General features: G+C 57.3%; 16 protein-coding genes. 5 read left to right on the forward strand and 11 right to left on the reverse strand.

What is annotated here, in order from left to right:
* Positions 1–569 precede the first annotated feature (569 nt).
* On the forward strand, positions 570–1,667 hold the full coding sequence (locus tag CPJ18_RS22225; RefSeq protein ID WP_167397963.1) for a putative bifunctional diguanylate cyclase/phosphodiesterase: 1,098 nt from the start codon (positions 570–572) through the stop codon (positions 1,665–1,667).
* A 52-nt stretch (positions 1,668–1,719) separates the two neighbouring features.
* Here CPJ18_RS22225 and CPJ18_RS22230 read toward each other — a convergent pair whose 3' ends face one another.
* From CPJ18_RS22230 to CPJ18_RS22260, 7 genes are all read right to left on the reverse strand, one after another.
* Entirely contained in the window at positions 1,720–2,244 is a 525-nt protein-coding gene (locus CPJ18_RS22230; protein WP_083716552.1) for a flavin reductase, read from the reverse strand.
* Between the two features lie 44 nt (positions 2,245–2,288).
* Positions 2,289–3,707 (reverse strand): amidase, encoded by a 1,419-nt coding sequence (locus CPJ18_RS22235; RefSeq protein ID WP_103660070.1) that lies wholly within the window; start codon positions 3,705–3,707, stop codon positions 2,289–2,291.
* Positions 3,704–3,907, reverse strand: a complete 204-nt coding sequence (locus tag CPJ18_RS22240) for a hypothetical protein (protein ID WP_077106059.1) — start codon at positions 3,905–3,907, stop codon at positions 3,704–3,706. Before CPJ18_RS22240 ends, CPJ18_RS22235 begins: the two co-directional genes overlap by 4 nt.
* Positions 3,907–4,917, reverse strand: coding sequence for an ABC transporter permease (locus CPJ18_RS22245; RefSeq protein ID WP_077106060.1), 1,011 nt, complete (start codon positions 4,915–4,917; stop codon positions 3,907–3,909). The genes CPJ18_RS22240 and CPJ18_RS22245 overlap by 1 nt, the downstream gene beginning before the upstream one ends.
* Complete coding sequence (locus CPJ18_RS22250; RefSeq protein WP_083716554.1) at positions 4,914–6,461, reverse strand: sugar ABC transporter ATP-binding protein; 1,548 nt, start codon at positions 6,459–6,461, stop codon at positions 4,914–4,916. Before CPJ18_RS22250 ends, CPJ18_RS22245 begins: the two co-directional genes overlap by 4 nt.
* A 29-nt stretch (positions 6,462–6,490) precedes the next feature.
* A complete protein-coding gene (locus CPJ18_RS22255) occupies positions 6,491–7,591 on the reverse strand; it encodes a sugar ABC transporter substrate-binding protein (protein ID WP_077106117.1) in 1,101 nt (366 codons plus the stop codon).
* 282 nt (positions 7,592–7,873) lie between these two features.
* The gene (locus CPJ18_RS22260) at positions 7,874–9,100 is read right to left on the reverse strand and encodes an MFS transporter (RefSeq protein WP_077106062.1); all 1,227 of its coding nucleotides are present in this window, start codon (positions 9,098–9,100) and stop codon (positions 7,874–7,876) included.
* Between the two features lie 186 nt (positions 9,101–9,286).
* On the opposite strand from CPJ18_RS22260, the gene CPJ18_RS22265 reads away from it, so the two are divergent.
* The 3 genes from CPJ18_RS22265 to CPJ18_RS22275 all read left to right on the forward strand — a co-directional run bounded on the left by CPJ18_RS22265 (position 9,287) and on the right by CPJ18_RS22275 (position 12,898).
* Positions 9,287–10,045 (forward strand): GntR family transcriptional regulator, encoded by a 759-nt coding sequence (locus CPJ18_RS22265; RefSeq protein ID WP_159442509.1) that lies wholly within the window; start codon positions 9,287–9,289, stop codon positions 10,043–10,045.
* A 215-nt stretch (positions 10,046–10,260) separates the two neighbouring features.
* Positions 10,261–11,343 (forward strand): pyrimidine utilization protein A, encoded by a 1,083-nt coding sequence (gene rutA, locus CPJ18_RS22270; protein WP_077106064.1) that lies wholly within the window; start codon positions 10,261–10,263, stop codon positions 11,341–11,343.
* A 1-nt stretch (position 11,344) separates the two neighbouring features.
* Positions 11,345–12,898, forward strand: a complete 1,554-nt coding sequence (locus CPJ18_RS22275) for an amidase (protein WP_077106065.1) — start codon at positions 11,345–11,347, stop codon at positions 12,896–12,898.
* Positions 12,899–12,915: 17 nt separating this feature from the next.
* On the opposite strand, the gene CPJ18_RS22280 is transcribed toward CPJ18_RS22275, so the two are convergent.
* From CPJ18_RS22280 to CPJ18_RS22295, 4 genes are read right to left on the reverse strand one after another with little or no spacing between them, the layout of a single operon-like run.
* Complete coding sequence (locus CPJ18_RS22280) at positions 12,916–13,662, reverse strand: SDR family NAD(P)-dependent oxidoreductase (protein WP_077106066.1); 747 nt, start codon at positions 13,660–13,662, stop codon at positions 12,916–12,918.
* A 4-nt stretch (positions 13,663–13,666) separates the two neighbouring features.
* Positions 13,667–14,296 carry an isochorismatase family protein gene (locus tag CPJ18_RS22285; protein ID WP_077106067.1) on the reverse strand — a complete coding sequence of 210 codons (630 nt, stop codon included), beginning with the start codon at positions 14,294–14,296 and terminating at the stop codon, positions 13,667–13,669.
* A gap of 32 nt (positions 14,297–14,328) precedes the next feature.
* Positions 14,329–15,192: an isocitrate lyase/PEP mutase family protein gene (locus CPJ18_RS22290; RefSeq protein WP_103660071.1), complete on the reverse strand. Its 864-nt coding sequence runs from the start codon at positions 15,190–15,192 to the stop codon at positions 14,329–14,331.
* Positions 15,193–15,211: 19 nt separating this feature from the next.
* On the reverse strand, positions 15,212–15,958 hold the full coding sequence (locus CPJ18_RS22295) for a maleate cis-trans isomerase family protein (protein WP_103660072.1): 747 nt from the start codon (positions 15,956–15,958) through the stop codon (positions 15,212–15,214).
* A 177-nt stretch (positions 15,959–16,135) separates the two neighbouring features.
* On the opposite strand from CPJ18_RS22295, the gene CPJ18_RS22300 reads away from it, so the two are divergent.
* Positions 16,136–16,912 (forward strand): GntR family transcriptional regulator, encoded by a 777-nt coding sequence (locus CPJ18_RS22300; protein ID WP_244554248.1) that lies wholly within the window; start codon positions 16,136–16,138, stop codon positions 16,910–16,912.
* The last annotated feature ends 3 nt before the right edge of the window (positions 16,913–16,915 follow it).

Consider the following 16,915-nt stretch of genomic DNA (forward strand, 5'->3'; position numbering starts at 1 on the left):
TTGATGAAATTTGAATCAGGAGGCTGGATTGGTGCATCTCGTGGACACCATTCCTAGGTTGCTGAAAAGCGCTGCTTCAGTTCGTCAGCCGCCGTAGCAGGCCTCCAAAATTGAAAGTCGTCACTTCGATAAATACTTAGCTATTTCAAGTGCTTGCTGTCGCGTTGCCGAAATTGCCATGCCGGGTAATCCGATGAGGCAGCGTTAAAATACTCGCAGAAAATTTATGCTTTTGTTGTCAATCGAATTATATAAGCGAAAATAATTGTAGGATAATTAAGTCGTTCGACCGCATTGATTTGTGCGTGTCTTTCGTCATTGGCGGGTTCGGTTTTTTGGACAGATTTTCCGGCACGAATAGTTACAACACGCAGGAGTTGCGTTTTCAGCATCTTCAGTTTATCTGTCGTGTCGCTCTTCCCGTCGGCGTTCTTGTCAGTGGCACATGGTTGCTCGTATTTGCATTAATGCAAAATTGGGCGCTGCTCTGCATCAGCACACTTTTGTTTGTGGCGATATCTGCCGGATGGTTGATTGCAAGGCGCGGGAATATTCCACAAGGTATGCTGTTGGCACAGGTTGCGTGCATTGGCTTTATCATATGTTTTTCGCTGGTTTTTGACGTCCATGATAATGCCGTCCCAAGGGTCTCACATCTTTATCTGCTGATCATTGCTTTGGCAGGTTTCGTCAATCACCAGCTTGCTCCTAATCGGTTTCAACTGGCCATTATCCTCGTCGCCGTCGCCTGTTTCGTCCTTTTCTCTGCCACCCCTATGGCATTCAGCTTTGCGACGCCGTTGACGGATGATGTTCGCACGATCACCGCGTGGACCCACGCGGCCGTCGTGACATCTCTTCTGTGTGGTGGGGTGTTGCTTATCCAGCGTAAGCTCGGTCCTGATAGTATGCTCGCACGAGAGCTTCGCTCGGCCATAGCCAAAGAGCAATTCGAACTCTTCTTCCAGCCGCAAGTCGACGGCACGGGCCGTCTGATTGGTGCGGAAGCCTTGCTGCGGTGGAAGCATCCACGTCTGGGCTATGTAGCACCGGATAATTTCATACCCGTAGCCGAACGTGCAGGCCTGATGCCTGAGCTAGGTGGTTGGGTTTTGAAAACTGCTGTCGAAACGCTTTCAGCCTGGCGTCAGGACGCTGCCACTCAAAATCTGGTTCTTTCCATCAACGTCAGTCCTGATCAGTTCCTGGACGAGAATTTTTTTGAGCACGTGACATCGGCTTTGGAGTCCTCGTCCGTCGACCCACGCTTGCTTCAGTTGGAACTGACGGAGACGATGTTTGTCACTGATGTCGATGTGCTGGTGAATAAGATGAAAGCTCTACAGCGCAGAGGGATAGGCATCGCCCTTGATGATTTCGGAACGGGATACTCGTCTTTGAGCTACCTGCGGCAGCTTCCTCTCCAGCAACTGAAAATCGATCGCAGTTTCGTGCGGGCCATCACGACGGAACGCGGAGCGCTTCTGGTGCGCAGCATAGCCCAGATGGGACATGACCTGGGCCTTGAAATCCTGGCCGAAGGTATCGAAACAGACGAGCAGTTTCAGTTTATGCTCGAATGCGGCTGCACAACGTTTCAAGGCTATCACTTTGGACGACCCCTGACGCTGGAAGCGTTCCGGGATCGGTTTCTGGTGTTGAATTAGTATAGCGCAATACCGGAACTCATATTGAGTGCCATATGGATATTCACAATCATCATGCGCCAACATGGTGATAGGCGCGCTTGTAATACACCAGTGCCTTTGCGGTTTCGTTTTCGCGGATAGCCTTCACTGAGCAGAACAGAACACGATGAGTGCCGACATCCTGCATGTCGGTAATTGCGCATTCGAACGACACCATAGCGTCATCGAGCACGGGGGCACCGGTTGCTCCGTAGTGCCAGTTGGCAGCAGCGAAGCGCTCTTCGACTGATGTCTTGCCGCCAAACAGCGACGACAGTTTTTCATGGTCTGCGGTCAACACATTGACGCAAATCGCTTTGTTTTCCATCACAGCATTAAATACAGACGCCGCACGGTTCAGGCACACGAGAAGCGTTGCAGGGCTGTCGGTCACGCTGCAGACAGCCGTTGCTGCGAAGCCTGCCTTTCCGGCTGGCCCATCCGTTGTGATGATGTTGACGGCAGCGCCCATCTTCGCCATGGCATCACGAAAAGCCTGTTGATCGACATCGGCAACGGCACCGATTGGTGCGACGAGATTTGGCATGGTGTTCATCGGGACATTCCTTTCCGGCCTCTACGGCGTGGTGTTTACGACGTTCATGCCGCTGATCTGATGGGGGATATGTCGGTAAAAGCAGGTAGGGCCAGCGCCCTTTCCAGACGCAAACCAACGCTGCCGGCCAGATCTTCCCGCCACGGACGGGCGACGATCTGGAGAGCGATTGGCAAACCTTCACCGGACACGGAGACCGGAACCGTCACCACCGGCAATCCCAGATAACTGAAGGGACGTGTGAACGACGTCATCGCGCTCACCACCCTGTTCATCTCCGGACTGGTGCCGACATCCACATCAGCAGATAATGGAGGAACGAACGGCATGGTGGGGGCAATCAGCACATCGGCAGATGCAAAGGCTGTGCCCAGAAATTCCTGGAGCATCACGGACCGCAGCTGCAAAGCGCGAAGATAAATTGGTCCCGGAATGGCGAGAGACTGTGACAAGCGCATGCGGATTTGCGGTCCGTAATCCTCCGGCCTTTGGCGCATCCAGTCGAAGTGCACGGCACCCGCCTCCGTCATGGCAACGGCATTGGCGAGGTCTGCCATAGATGAAAGGTCTGGAATGGACGCTTGGGTAATCGTGGCAACGTCAGAAGACAAGGCCGAGACGACCGCCCCTATGCCCTTTGCCACGTCATCTTCCAGACCTTCGGCGAACATGCCACCAGCAATTCCGATGCGCAGCGATGACAAATCCTCAACCAGCGCTGCGGGATTTGCGACATCCACGCAGGTCGTGTCGCGGCCGTCCGGGCCTGAAATCAACTCCAACATCAGATAGGCATCCTCGACCGAGCGCGCCAGCGGTCCGACGCAATCCTGCGAGAATGACAGCGGCATGGCACCATACCGGCTGACACGCCCCTGCGTCGGTTTGATGCCCACCACACCGCAGCAGGCTGCTGGCAACCGGATGGACCCACCGGTGTCGGAACCAAGGGCCGCCAGCACCACGCCGCCGCCGACGGCAGAGCCGGAGCCAGATGATGAGCCGCCGGTGATCCGGGCTGCATCGATAGGGTTCAGCGCCCGACCGTGGTGAAAATTGTGTCCGGTCGGTCCCATCGCGAATTCGCTCATATTCAATCGCCCGATGGAGAGCGAACCGGCGGTCTGCAAGCGCTGCATCACAGTTGCGGTGGTAGGGGCGATATGGCCAGCCCGGATTTTCGAGCCGCAGCCGGTCACAAGGCCTGTGCGATCATACATATCCTTGTGGGCCAGCGGCACGCCGTGCAGTGGACCGACAGTGTGTCCGGATGCCAAAACGGCGTCTGCGGCTTTTGCAGCTTCAAGGGCGGGGCCTTCCTCGATGTCAATGAAAGCATTCAGGCGTACGTGACTTGATCTGGCACGGGCAATGGCCACTTCCGTCATCTCGACAGCACTTATCTTTCCGGTGCGGATCGCCTCTGCCGCCTGTTTCAACGAGGTGGGATGATCTGCGCTCATCGCTTGGCCTCCGTTAGCATCAACGCGTCGTAATGCGCCGGCTCGACGTCGAAAAGCGTCGCGTCTTGGCCATGCCGTGGAGGGGCGATTGTTGCGCTGTCTCGTGCGAGTTCTCCCGTCATCGCCACAAGCTCCGGTTCGACGGCCGGGCGGCCCCAATAGGCTTGCGCCAGTGCCGCCATGATCTGCTTTTCGTCCATCAGCTGAAATCCTGTGGTTGGCGGTTGCGCACGAGTTGGCTCAGCGACACGGCGATGACCAGTGCTCCCCCGTAAAACAGATTTTGCACATAGGCATCCGCGCCCAGCATGGTGAGGCCTGTGATGCCGGTGACCAGGAAATAGACTGCGATGACGGCACCGAAGGCATTGAACCGGCCCGGTGAGATCGTTGTTGCACCGAGAAAGGCTGCGGCGAAGGCGGGAAGGAGCAGATTGAGACCTGAAAGCGGGTCGGCCGAGCCAGTCATTCCGGCGTAGAGCATGCCGGCAAAGGCCGAGATCAGACCGGAGAGAATGAAGGATGTGGCGCGCACACGGTCCACATTGATACCGTTCAGTCGGGAGACTTCACGCCCGCGACCGACGAAAAGCAGCTTGCGTCCTGCAATGGTGAATTCAAGCGCATACCACAGAATGGCAGCCAGGATCATGGCGTAGAAAAAGGCCAGTGGAATGCCGAACAGCCGGTTGATGATCACCCATTCCACCAGACCCATGGACACGCCGGATATGGTTTGGGAACTGCTGACCCACAGGATCAGCCCGTTGACGAAGGTGCCGACGCCCAGCGTTACGATCAGCGAATGGATGCGGAAATAAAGCACGAAGAAGGCGTTGACTGCGCCGATGACGATGCCGCTCACAAGAGCGATGAGGATCACAGGGACGATTGGCCAGCCCAGTTTCACATTGAGAACGGCGATCAACATGCAGCTCATCGTCAGTGTAGAAGCACCCGAAAGGTCGAAATCACCGGAGGTGAGCGGAATGATGATGGCCAGCGTCAGCACAACGAGAATGGCCTGCGAACCGAACAGGGTGGAGAAACTGCGCCAGCTCAAAAAGGAATCCGGCATCAGTGCGCCGAAGATGACGATCAGCAGCAGCCACGCGCCAACCAGGGCAAAGCGCTCGCCCTCGGTCTTGAGCGTAAAACGGCTTTTGGGCGCGGCAAGAGCTTTGGTCGTCGGCATATCAAGCGTCGTCATTCTGCGGCCTCCGCGTCGTGGCTATGGAAACAGGCTTCGGTTATCGCCTTGCGGCTGATATCCGATCCTTTGAGTTCGATCACCGGGCGACCGCGTGAAAAGACGATGATCCGGTCGCAGATCTGTTCAAGCTGCTCATTGTCGGTCGAGGCACAGAGAATGGCCGTGCCATCGGCCGCCGCCCGGTCCAGCGCCTTGAAAATCTGCTGGCGTGCACCGAAATCGACACCCTGTGTCGGCTCGTCCAGCATCAACAGTTTCGGTTTGATCTGCAGCCATTTTGCCAGAAGAACCTTCTGCTGGTTGCCGCCGGAAAGCGTGCCGAGCGGCAGGTGCGGATTGTCCGGCCGGACGTCATGGATCTGTGCGAGACGGGCCGCCTCGCGGGTCATGCCCGGCCGGTCGAGCCCATAGGGTTTCAGCAAGGTGTCCAGCACGGGAAACGTTATGTTGTCGGTGACCGAAAGCGAACCCACACCGGCTGCGCCCAGCCGGTCGCCGGGCAGGAAGGCGATGCCCATCTGCTGAGCGGCAAATGGTGTCATCGCATCGATCCTGACGGTTTTTCCTCCCAGCGAAATTTCACCGGTGCCGCGTTTTGCGCCGTAAAGCAAATAGGGAAGGGCGGCGAAACCCGAGCCGATGAGGCCGGTTACCCCCAGCGTTTCACCCTCGCGGATGTCGAAATCGAAGGGTGCAGCGCCGCCATGCGACAGACCGCGGACGCTGACTGCCGCAGGCACTCCGCTGCTTGCCATCCGCGTTTTCTCGAAGGCATCGATCCTTGACCCAACGATCGTATCGAGGATGGACTGGCGCGCGGAGCTGCGCGTGTCGAGAATATCCACAAGCTCGCCATCCCGCAGCACGGCCACGCGGTCGGTAATGTCACGCACCTCGTCTATGTCATGGGTCACGATGACGACGGATGCGCCGGTCTTCACGATGGAGCGGATGAGAGCAAACAGGCGCTGGACATCGGCTGCGGGCAGAAACGGCGTCGGTTCATCCAGAACCAGTATGCCTTCACCGCCGTAACCCGCATCCGATGCCCGAAGGTCTTCAAAGGCACGGATGATGGCGACGAAGGCCCGTTCCACCGGTGGGAGGTCGGCGACACTGCGGAAAGGGTCTATCGACAGGTCAAATTCGGCAAACAGCTTCGAAATTGCTGCCGCTTCCCGTCGCCAGTTGACGAACCAGGGCGTTTTCTGCCCAAGGGCCGTTACCCGCATATTCTCTAGCACGGTCAGAGACGGCACGAGGCCGAGATGCTGGTGAACGAAGGCGACGCCGCGCTTCTTGATCTCCATCGGATCGAGCGGCAAGGTCATTTTCTGACCCCAGAGCACAATTTCGCTGCCGGGTTCCGGCTGGTGGAAGCCAGCCAGAACCTTGATCATCGTGGATTTGCCGGACCCGTTCTGGCCGAGAAGCCCGAAGACTTCACCGCGCCTGATCGACAGTGATACGCCCTTGAGAGCATCATAGCTGCCGAACCGCATGCGGATGTTCTTCATGGTGAGCACGGCATTATCGGTCATGATGCGGCTCCTGCTTTCTCAGCCCTGGCTTACTTGAGCATCCACAACTTACGGAAACCATCGAGATGGGCATCGCCATAGCCGTCATTGAAGTTGGCAGGCGTGCCGGCGGTTGCGATATTGCTTTCATCGAAGACCAGCAGCGGCACGTTCAGCTTCGCCACTTCCGGCTTGCCACACAGCATGCGCATGATGTTGTCGATGGCCGCATAACCGGCCCAGCCAAGGCTCTCACCAATATCCATCTGCACCTGGCCTGTCCGCACCATGTCCAGAACAAAGGGTGTGCCGTTGAAGGAAGCAACTTTGACGCTGCCTTCCGATCCGGTTATGCGCATGGCCGGAATGACGAACTGCGACATGGAGTCGTAGATCGGCAGGATGTAGTTGATCGATGGGTCTGCAAGCAGCGCGGACTGCGTACCGGACTGGATTTTCGTGGCCCATTCCGACACCGGAACGTCGAGGTGCTTCACCTTGCAGTCTGCGCACAGGGCGGCCAGTTCGTCCTGAATGGATTTGACGAAGGGGATTGAGGGCAAAACGTCGGACGAGCCGATGACTAGAACGTTGGGCTTTCCTTCTGTCTGGACATAGGCCCAGGCCGCGAGCAGTTTTCCAGCGCCGGTAAAGTCTACCTTGCCGGAGTAATCGACGCTATCGACGGTTTTCTGCGTCACGTCGTAGAAATGGGATGTCGAAACTTTCAGTCCGGCAGCGCGTGCTTCGCCCAGTTGGGGACCGAGAACCTCCGGGTTCAAGCCGCCGGCAAGATCGAGAGCAGAATACTTCTGGGTGATCGCCTGGGAAATGCCCTGCACCCACTGGTCGATCTTCAGTTGGTTGTCCCAGGTCGTGTAGGTGAAGCCAACCTCCTTGGCCGCCTCCGACATCGCCTTTTGCAATTCGACATTGAAGGGGATGGTCATGGAGATGGGAATCGACAGGACCTTCTTGTCCGCCATGCAGGCCTTGGCGTCGAAGGGTTCGCCCGGGGGTGTGAAGACCGGCATGGCGCGGTGTTGTTCAATGATCGCCTTGGCGTCTGCCATGGGATCTGCGGCGGCCGTGTTGGAAGCGGCCAGCACAGCGCAGGTGGCCAAAAATGAACTGACGAAAAGCAGGCGCATGATCAACATTCCCCTCTGTGATCCCGTGTCTCCGGGTCTCTTTTGAAGTGGCTCTAAGGAGCCGCCTTGAGGTAATGTACGTACATATTCAAGCTATCGTCAATCGACTTTTGCCTATTTTTTTGCGCTGCACATTTATGCGGCGATTGCTAAAAACCCTGCCACAGCAGAGCTTGAATTATGGTCAGTGGCCGATTGTCGCCGCCCCTGCCATAGGCACGCAAGCGCTTGCGTCCCCGTGCGGCGGCGGGACGCCAAGCCCTTATGTCGGTACATATGAGGCTATATGTGACGGCTGATGACGTGGGCTCGCCAAGCGATGATCATGCCCGCGAAGCCGAACAAAGAGAAGATCAGGAAGCTGGCACCATAATGTCCGGTCAGTGCGTAGAGACCGGCAAAGGAGGATGGCCCAACGATCACGCCGATGAAGGTGTAGACCAGCACGCCCCCAGTGGTCGCGCCCACCCGTCCCTCGGGAGAATTGTGAGCGACTTCGGCGAGCAGTACCCCGTTCCAGCCAATGGTGACGGCACCCATGGCGACGAACAGCGCGACCTGCGCCGCTGTCGGCAAATACGGCAGCCAATATAGCAGGATATAGCCCAGGCCGCCGAGCAGTCCGAGAAGCGACAGGGTGATATAGCCGCCGCCGATCCGGTCGGCGATGACGCCCCAGAAGATACGGCCCAGCGCGCCTGCAAGCTGCATGGCGGCGGCAACGGAGCCGGCAGCGAGAAGCGACCAGCCGGCATCATGCACGAGCGTGACCACGGCAAAGGCGGAGACGGACAATTGCATGGCCGAATAGGCAAAGCCAAGACAGCTCAAAGCCCGAAGGCGCGGATTTCGCCAGATCGTGGATTGCTCATTGATCAATCCCCGCAGAATGGATGGCACCTGAGCTGTGATTTTCGGTTCCGCTGCATGGGTCATTGCCAAAAGCCCCATTGTCAAAAGTGGGGCCAGCGCGCCGATGAGCAATGCAATATGCCAATCGACAAAGCGCGACAGAAATGGAAAGGCGAAACTGGCCAGGATTCCACCGAGGGGGACGCCGGACTGTTTCAGTGAAAAGACGATGTTGCGCCTGTTCTGGGGCGTCACGCGGCTCAACATCTCCGACGATGCCGGATTGTTCAGCCCGTAACCGATGCCGATGAGAAGCGATGCCAGAATGATCAGTGCGATATTGGCAGTCGCGATACCGGCGAAGCCTATCACAAAACATAGAAGAGCAGCTTGTTCGATGCGGATGGGCCCGAAGCGTTGCACGAGCGTTCCAGCAACAGCGGAGGAAAACATGCCAGACGCATAGATCAGGCTGATCTGGTAGCCTATCCAGTATGCGCCGATGTCGAGATCTGCTGCAACGGTCGGTGCAATAGCTGTGAGTGCTAGCACGCTTGCGGTTGCCACGATCTGGATGAGGGTGGCTGCCACCAGCGTCTGAACAAGCGAAGAGGCATGGCGTGCTGGTGGGGCCTCTTCGGCGACTAAGTCCGACATGCGTCTCGGTATCCTGGAATCTATCAACTGGTATATGTACGTACTAATTGATTTAAAATCGTATCGCAAGCGGCATGGGCCTGCTTTGCAGCTCTCCCGGATTTTGTTTGCCTTTCCGTTTGAAAGAGAGTTGAAACGTGCTCCATAAGAAGGTGGCAATGCACGCCGAAACAGGTGGGGATGGGCTTGGACCAAAAAGGCACTGATTGGAAGCCGGAGCTCGAAACGGCACCGCTTTATCTGCAGGTTGCTCATCATCTGGAAAGCCGCATCAACAAGGGCGATTATCCGGTCGGAACTTTGCTGCCGACGGAGAACGAGATTGCCATCGCTTTGGGCGTCAGCCGCCAGACCGTGCGGCAGGCCATTGGCACGCTGCGCAGCAAGGGTCGGCTTTCCGCGCGCAAAGGCGTTGGCACACGCGTCGAGGCTGGCTTCGATCCCGAGCGAAAGCGCTTCATAGCGCACTCCCGCTCCGAGCTGTTTGAGATCGCTGCGGAGACGGAATTCGTCATCGACACCAAGGAGGAAATCTCGGCGCAGGGCAAGCTTGCTGTCGAGTTGGGGTGTCGTCCGGGCCGTAGGTTCATTCACATGGCTGGCATCCGCTACTCCGGTGATCGCAGCCGCGCCTTTTCCTGGAACGAGGTGTATGTCGATTCCAAACTTGCCGCAGCGGTTAAGGATATCACCGTCGCCCGCAGTGCGATCTTTCACTATATTGAGCAGTTCACCGGCGAAAAAATCCAGGAAATTCAGCAGGATATTAAGCCGATGATGCTTGATGACGTGACGGCTGCGAAGCTGGGCGTCAAGGCGGGTGATCTGGCGCTTGTCGTCACGCGCCGCTATTACGGTTCCGGGCGGCGTCTGTTGGAGTATGCGTTCCAGGTCCTGCCAGCCGAGCGCTTCACATTCACCACCACGCTTCGCGCCGAGAGCTGAAGCCCCGATCTTTCATCGCCCGATTATCAGGCCTTTGCCTCATGATTTGTCTTTTGACGAAATCGGCGGCACGATTTCCTGCGCCCGAAATCATCAAAAGATTAAAAAATAATCACGCCTAAATCTGCGTCATTTTTGACTGGACAGCCCGGATTAATTTTGCATTAGTTCGTACATACTGCCCGTTATGTCCACAAGATAAAAAGGGGAATCACATGGATATCGGTGTTTTCATTCCCATTGGAAACAATGGCTGGCTGATCTCGACAACGTCGCCGCAATACATGCCCAGTTTCGAACTCAACAAGCAGGTCGTCCAGAAAGCTGAGAAATACGGCCTTGAATTTGCGCTTTCGATGATCAAGCTGCGCGGCTTCGGCGGCAAGGCGGAGTTCTGGGACTACAATCTGGAAAGCTTCACGTTGATGGCAAGTCTGGCTGCCGTCACGGAGCGCATCAAGCTGTTCGCCTCAACGGCGGTTTTGACGCTGCCACCTGCCATCGTTGCGCGTATGGCGACGACAATCGACAGCGTTGCTCCGGGTCGTTTCGGCGTCAACATCGTGTCCGGCTGGCAGATGGCTGAATATGACCAGATGGGCATGTGGCCGGGGGATGACTATTTCGGTTACCGCTATGATTATTCGACCGAATATGTCCACATCATGAAAGAACTCTGGGCAAAGGGCGAATGCAGCTTCGACGGCAAACACTTCACCATGAAGGATTGCATGATGAAGCCCACGCCGCAAAACAAGATCGAGATCGTCGCCGCTGGCCAAAGCCCCCGCGGCATGGAATTCGCCGCCGAATATGCCGACTACAACTTTGTCATGGGCTCCGGCATCAACACGCCGACAGCCTATGCGCCTAACAACGCCAAGCTGCTTGAGGCCGCTGCCAAGACCGGTCGTGATGTTGGGGCCTATGTTCTGTTCATGGTGATTGCAGATGAGACGGACGAACTGGCGAAGGCCAAGTGGGAAAGCTATCGCGCCGGTGCCGATGTGGATGCCTTGGCGTGGATGGCCGATCAGGGTGGCAAGGACGCAACCGCCGACAGCAACTCCACGGCCAAGCACATCAACCTGCCCGAGGGCGCGGTCAACTTCAACATGGGAACCTTGGTCGGATCCTACGCCAATGTCGCGCGTATGCTGGACGAGGCCGGCAATGTTCCCGGCACGAAGGGCATCATGCTGACCTTTGACGACTTTCTGGTCGGCCTCGATACATTCGGCGAGCGCATTCAGCCTTTGATGGCGTCCCGCAACCAGACACAAATCGCAGCTGAGTAGAATGAACCGGGTTCTGCCAGCCAAGACCGTTGTCAAACCGCGCGTTGGGGCCGATGACATGTTCGATCCGCTGACCCTGGTCGATCCGGGGTTGGTGGATCGCATGTATGGCGGTGCTGCTGTGCGATGTTTGGAGCTGAAACTGGCTCCCGTGGAGCCGGATTTCGGCGATCTGCCGTGGCGGCAGGCCGGTGTCGATGACCTCCTTTCTGCATATGCGGACAGGCGTGTCTCACCCTCGGATATCCTGACCGAATTGACCGGCGTCATTCAATCAAGCGGGGCAGGGACTGAAGCTGTGCTTCGCTTGGTTGCTGGTGCGCAAAGTGCGGCTCGCGATAGTGACGAACGCTGGCGCAGTGGCACGGCAAGGCCTTTGGAAGGCATACCCTTCGGTGTGAAGGATATTATCGACGTCGAGGGTACGGTGGTCACCTCCGGCTCTCATTTCACCGGCGAGCGGGTGGCACCAGTTGATGCTGATGTCGTGGCGCGTCTTCGCGCTGCCGGTGCCATCCCCTTTGCCATGACGGCGACCACAGAGTTTGCGACGGGTTCGCCACACAATCCACGCTTCGGCACAGTGACCAATCCGTGGGATAAACATCGCTGGACCGGCGGTTCTTCCACGGGTTCAGGTGCTGGCCTTGCAGCCCGGCTGATGCCGCTCGCACTTGGAACGGACACGGGTGGCTCCATCCGCGTTCCCTCCTGCTGGTGCGGCACGACAGGGCTGAAGCCCAGCCGCGAGCGTGTTTCGCGCTCCGGCGTCGCACCGCTATCATGGACGCTCGATCATGTCGGCCCCATGGCGCTCTCTGCCAGAGACATCGCCCGCGTTCTTCCATTCATGACGGCACAAACCGACGCTGCAGTGACTGTGCACGGTGAAACGGCTCCAGCCATTGAGGGCTTGCGAATCGGCGTGCCGGTAAATTGGTTCACCGAACTGGTGGATGACGCGGTGCTGGCCAACTGGGAACTTGCCCTCAAAACATTTGATGCACTCGGCTGTACGCTCGTTCCTTTGCCCGCCATCGATATTGCGCCATGGCACGAGGCTGGCTGGGTCATCCTGCAAAGTGAGCTTGCGGCCCTTCATTCAGCGCGGCTCGACCGTGCCGAACTCTTCGATGCAGGGCTGCTGCACCGGTTGAAGAACGGGCTTGCGTTCACGGCAGTCGATTATGCGCAGGCGCTTCAAATCCGTGCGCAAGCCCATACCGGTTTTGTGAGTGCCATGGCGGATGTCGATCTTGTCGTGACGCCCGGTGTGGGCGGAGAGGCGGGTTTGCTCGAAAGCCTGACCATAGATGTGAATGGCCAGGCACACTCTTTCCAGTCACTGATTTCTCGCAACACCATGATCTTCGATCTCACCGGCTTGCCTGCGCTCATGTTGCCATCAGGCCTTGGCCGGAACGGCCTGCCAACCGGTATCCAGATCGTTGGACGCCCACAGGCGGATGCACTTTGTCTGCAACTGGGTATTGCGTTTCAGCAGGCGACCAACTTCCACCGTCTAATGCCGGGGTTAGTCCAGCGGCACGCCTAACGAAACAAATCCGCTCGTCAGGGCATGAAGCCGCCGCCATTGATCCACAGGACCTGCCCTGTCATGTAGCGGCTTGCGTCGGATAGAAGGAAGGCAATAGGCCCAACGACATCGTTGGGAACCGCAAGGCGTTTCATGGGCAAGGCATTGCGATAGGCCTCCATATTGATGATCGCGTCCTTGTCCTCCTCCGAGCGGCCGGTACCGCCGCGCAGGAACGCAGTATCGACCAGGCCCGGAGCCACGGCATTGACGCGAATGCGGGGTGCGTTTTCCACGGCGAGGGTTTTGGTCAGGGCAATCAGTCCCGCCTTCGCCATGGAATAGGCACCGTATCCTGCGCGAACATGGGTTGCCAAACCGGATGACACCATGACTATGGCACTATCTTGCGCCATCAGCGGCAGGCATCGTCTTGCGCAGATGAAAGCGCCGCGAAGGTTGCCTTCGAGGATTTCGTCGAAATAGTCAGTGGTCGTTTCCGAGATGGGGCGCAAGTCGCTATTATAACCCACCAGATTGACCAGGCCGTCCATCGTATCCCAATGGTTTTCGACCGCCTTGAACGCCGTTTCAATGGAGGCTTCGGACAGAATGTCGATTTCGAACGACGTGACGGGCAGCGTGTGTCGCGCAAGCGATGCGGCCAGATCGAGCACGATTACCTCGTGGCCTTCGCCCAGCAGATGATCGACAAGTGCACGGCCGATACCACCCGCGCCGCCGAGAACCGCAATTCGGCCCGGTTTTGAAAATATGGCCATGATCTTATCTCCTGATTGTTTCGAAGAACTGGACGATTTCGTCTTCTGAAACGACATCGGCATATTTGGCGTTCATATCGAAGAGGTTTGCGTCGTGCGGGGCCTGATGGCGGTCGCCGCAGGCATCTGAAACGACGGTGGTGATGAATCCGTGCGACATGGAATCGACACAGGAGGCCCGCACGCAGCCGCTTGTCGTTAGGCCCGTCAACACGACATTGTCGATACCCATGGCCGTGAGCGTTGATGCAAGGCTGGTGCCGAAAAAGGCGCTCGGATATTGCTTGGAAACAACGATCTCGTCTTCCAGAGGCACAAGTCCCTTTGCGAATTCGGCCGTGCTTCTGCCTTTGATAAATGCGCCAAGCGGCTTTGCCTTCTCCATGAAGCGTCCACCATTGATGCCGCTCCTGTGATAGGTCACTTCGGTCAGTACCACTGGAATGCCGATTTCGTGGGCCAGTTTGCGGATGCGCAAGGCGCTGGCGAGTGCGTCGTCTACCCCGGCATAAAGAGGGCATTCCGGATCGAAATAGGCCTGCGCGAAATCAATCAGAACCAGCGCCGGGCGTTTGCCGAACCCCGCCTTCTTTCCATAAGCGGCCTTGTAATTTTCATCGAGATCCTGGGACATTGTCTTTCCTGTGGTTACGTTGTTTGCCGGTCTCACGAGATCTCGGCATATTTCCTGTCAAAGGCCCATATGTCCTCGAAGCCCAGCAGCTTGTTGAATTCGCTAAAGGAATAGAGGTCGATGTCGGGCGAGGTGATGCCGTTTGCGGCAAGGTCGCCATAGCTTTTCTGAAGGGCCGCACCCATCGATAGAAAACCGATGGCCGGATGGATGGCGATGGAAAAGCCCAGTTCCTTCAACCGATCTGCCGAGAGAATGGGCGTGCGTCCGCCATTGACCATGTTGGCGAAAAGCGGGGCGTCGATGCGGTCGGAAATCTGGCGCATCTCCTCTTCGCTTTCGGGGGATTCGATGAAGACAATATCCGCACCAGCCTCGCAATAGGCCTCGCCACGGCGCAGTGCCTCATCCAAACCGAGCGAGGTTCTGGCATCCGTGCGTGCGACGATCAGAAAATCGGCGCTGGAGCGACTGTCCGAGGCGACCCTGATTTTCTGCACCATATCAGCAAGGGAAATGACGCGCCGGTCGGGTGTGTGGCCGCATTTTTTCGGGAATTCCTGATCCTCGATCTGGATGGCCGTGACACCGGCGTCCTCATAACCGCGCACTGTGTGCCTGACATTGAGCAGCCCGCCATAGCCGGTGTCGGCATCTGCAATCACCGGCTTGGTGGTCATTTTGACGATCTGCGAAATGCGCTCCAGCATATCCCGGTATGTGGCCAGCCCCGCATCGGGCAGGCCGAGATAGGATGCGACGGTGCCGTAGCCGGTGACATAGAGCGCCTTGAAATCATGCCTGTCGGCTATGAGCGCTGAAATCAGATCGAACACGCCAGGCACCAGAATGAACTCTTTTGCCTCCAACGCCTGTCTTAGTCTCGCATCGGCCATGTCTCTCTCCCCTGTTTTATCAGTGTTCTGCCAGCAGCCTGCCGTAATCCTCGAAGCGGTCTTCGATGCCAGCGATACGCAGCATGGCCCAGAATGTGGCTTGATTGGATGTGATTACCGGCACGCCAAACTCGCGCTCAAGCTCCGAAATCAGCGGCAACGACGGAAAATCGGTGCAGGTAATGAGGATTGCTTCGCTGCCGGGCACGAAGGCTGCACGCACATGGCTCGCCACCGTGTCGACGGGCGTTTCGGCAATGCGGATATAGTCCGACGGACCGTTCTTGCCGATACCGAGGCCAATCAGGCGCTCGACGGAAAAACGATTGTTTTGCAGGAAGTGCGTTTCATGCTCGTTGAGCGTGTCGGCATAGGGCGTCGCGACCGACAGACGCGTAACGCCAAGCGTCTTCAAGGCTTTGATGATCGCCGCCGATGTCGTCACGGCTGGCACGTCCATGGTCTGCGTCAGCATTTCCGGCAGCGCCTCAACCGGATTGATCATCGACCCTGCTGTGCAGGCATAGGCAATGGCGTCGACCCGGGCATTTTTGAGCATCGCAAAGACCTGTTCCAGATCGTGCATCAAGGCTGCCTTGCCGCTCTCGCTTTTGGTATCGGCGTGAAGTGGCATGCGATGGGTATGGAAAGTTACGCCTTCCGGCATCATTCTGGCCCATTCCGCCTCGTTGACGGTATTCGTCGGTGGCGTGATGAGGCCGAGCTTTGCGCGGTAGCTGTAGACCGACTTATGTCTCTCGAGCATCTGGGCACCTCAACTCAGTTTGTTATGACCATTAATGTTCACCATAATTAAATGTCCATACCTATGCGCGTGTGATCGCTGTATAAGTCATGTCATGCACTTCCATGCTGTGGATTTTGCGCTAGAACGGGCTTGGGAAGAGCGATGCTCGCGGGAGAGAACATCGGATGGATTTTGATGATGAATAATGAAATTGGTCTGCCGGGTGGCGAAGCTGGTGACGGCATTCCGCGCTACGCCCGCATCCAGAAAATACTCGAAGAGCGGCTGATCGAGGGCTTCTATCCGGTCGGAAGCCTTATTCCGCCTGAAATCGAGCTGGCGGCGGAGTTCAACAGCAGCCGCACGACGATTCGTGAATCGCTGCGTTATCTTCGTGAGCGCGGTTATGTGGAGCGCAAGCAGGGCGTCGGCACGCGGGTGATTTCGAACACGTCGCGCTCGTCTTTCTTCCAGTCCTACGACTCGCTCCAGGAACTGTTTCAGGTCGCGGTCGAGACCTACTTCGTCGTGCTGGATATCAGCACCGTTGTTCTGAAGCCCGAGACTGCCGAGCTTGTCGGTGGTCTTGCGGGTGAAGAATGGATGCTGGTCAGCGGCGTTCGCTGGACGGAGCCGGGCGGCAAGCCGATCTGTTATGTGCAAAGCTACGTGCCCAAGCGTTTCGAAGATGTCGTCGCGCAGTTTCCCGGCTTTCAGGGGCCTTTCTTTGCGCTTCTGGAACGGCATGCAGATGGTTCTATTGAAGAGGTCGTGCAGGAGGTTCGTGCAGTTCCGATGCGAGAGGATATGATCCGCCAGCTCGGGCTGAAGCCGGGGTCGTGGTCGTTGCAGCTTCTGCGCCGCTACGTGACCGAAACCGGCGTGCTGATCGCCTCGTTCAACTGGCATCCGGCGGACCAGATGGCCTATGTCATGCGCATTCATCGCAGCAAGGAAACCGCCACGGAGTAAGCC

Origin of the sequence: Agrobacterium rosae, assembly GCF_002915175.1 — a bacterium.
Lineage (GTDB): Bacteria > Pseudomonadota > Alphaproteobacteria > Rhizobiales > Rhizobiaceae > Agrobacterium > Agrobacterium rosae.